The organism is Campylobacter sp. TTU_617, assembly GCF_016599045.1.
Taxonomy (GTDB): Bacteria; Campylobacterota; Campylobacteria; order Campylobacterales; family Campylobacteraceae; genus Campylobacter_D.
In genome coordinates this window covers 1-271 of the sequence record NZ_JAENKV010000058.1, presented here as the reverse complement: position 1 = coordinate 271, position 271 = coordinate 1, and the positions used below count along the sequence as shown (strand labels likewise).

1 pseudogene is annotated in these 271 nt (G+C 25.5%); it reads left to right on the top strand.

From position 1 onward, the window contains the following. Positions 1 to 271 (top strand): annotated as a pseudogene (locus GQV94_RS07685) (motility associated factor glycosyltransferase family protein); the annotation flags it as partial.

The window sequence follows — 271 nt, the reverse complement described above, 5'->3', positions numbered from 1 at the left end:
ATGACCCCCTCTTTATTCTTAAAAAACCTAAATGCTCTAAATAATACTTTCTTAAAAGAAGAACTAAATAAAATAAAATCAAATCTTAAATTTGAACTCATACAAGGTAAAGATAATTTAGATATAAATTTAAAAGAAATCAATGGGGGGGGGGAATTACTCTACCAAAACCCTCTTACTGAACTAAACTCTATGTTAAACACTTATAATGATAAATACTTCTTATATCCTGTTCTTTATTTTTATGGTTTTGGAAATGGTATTTTATTTA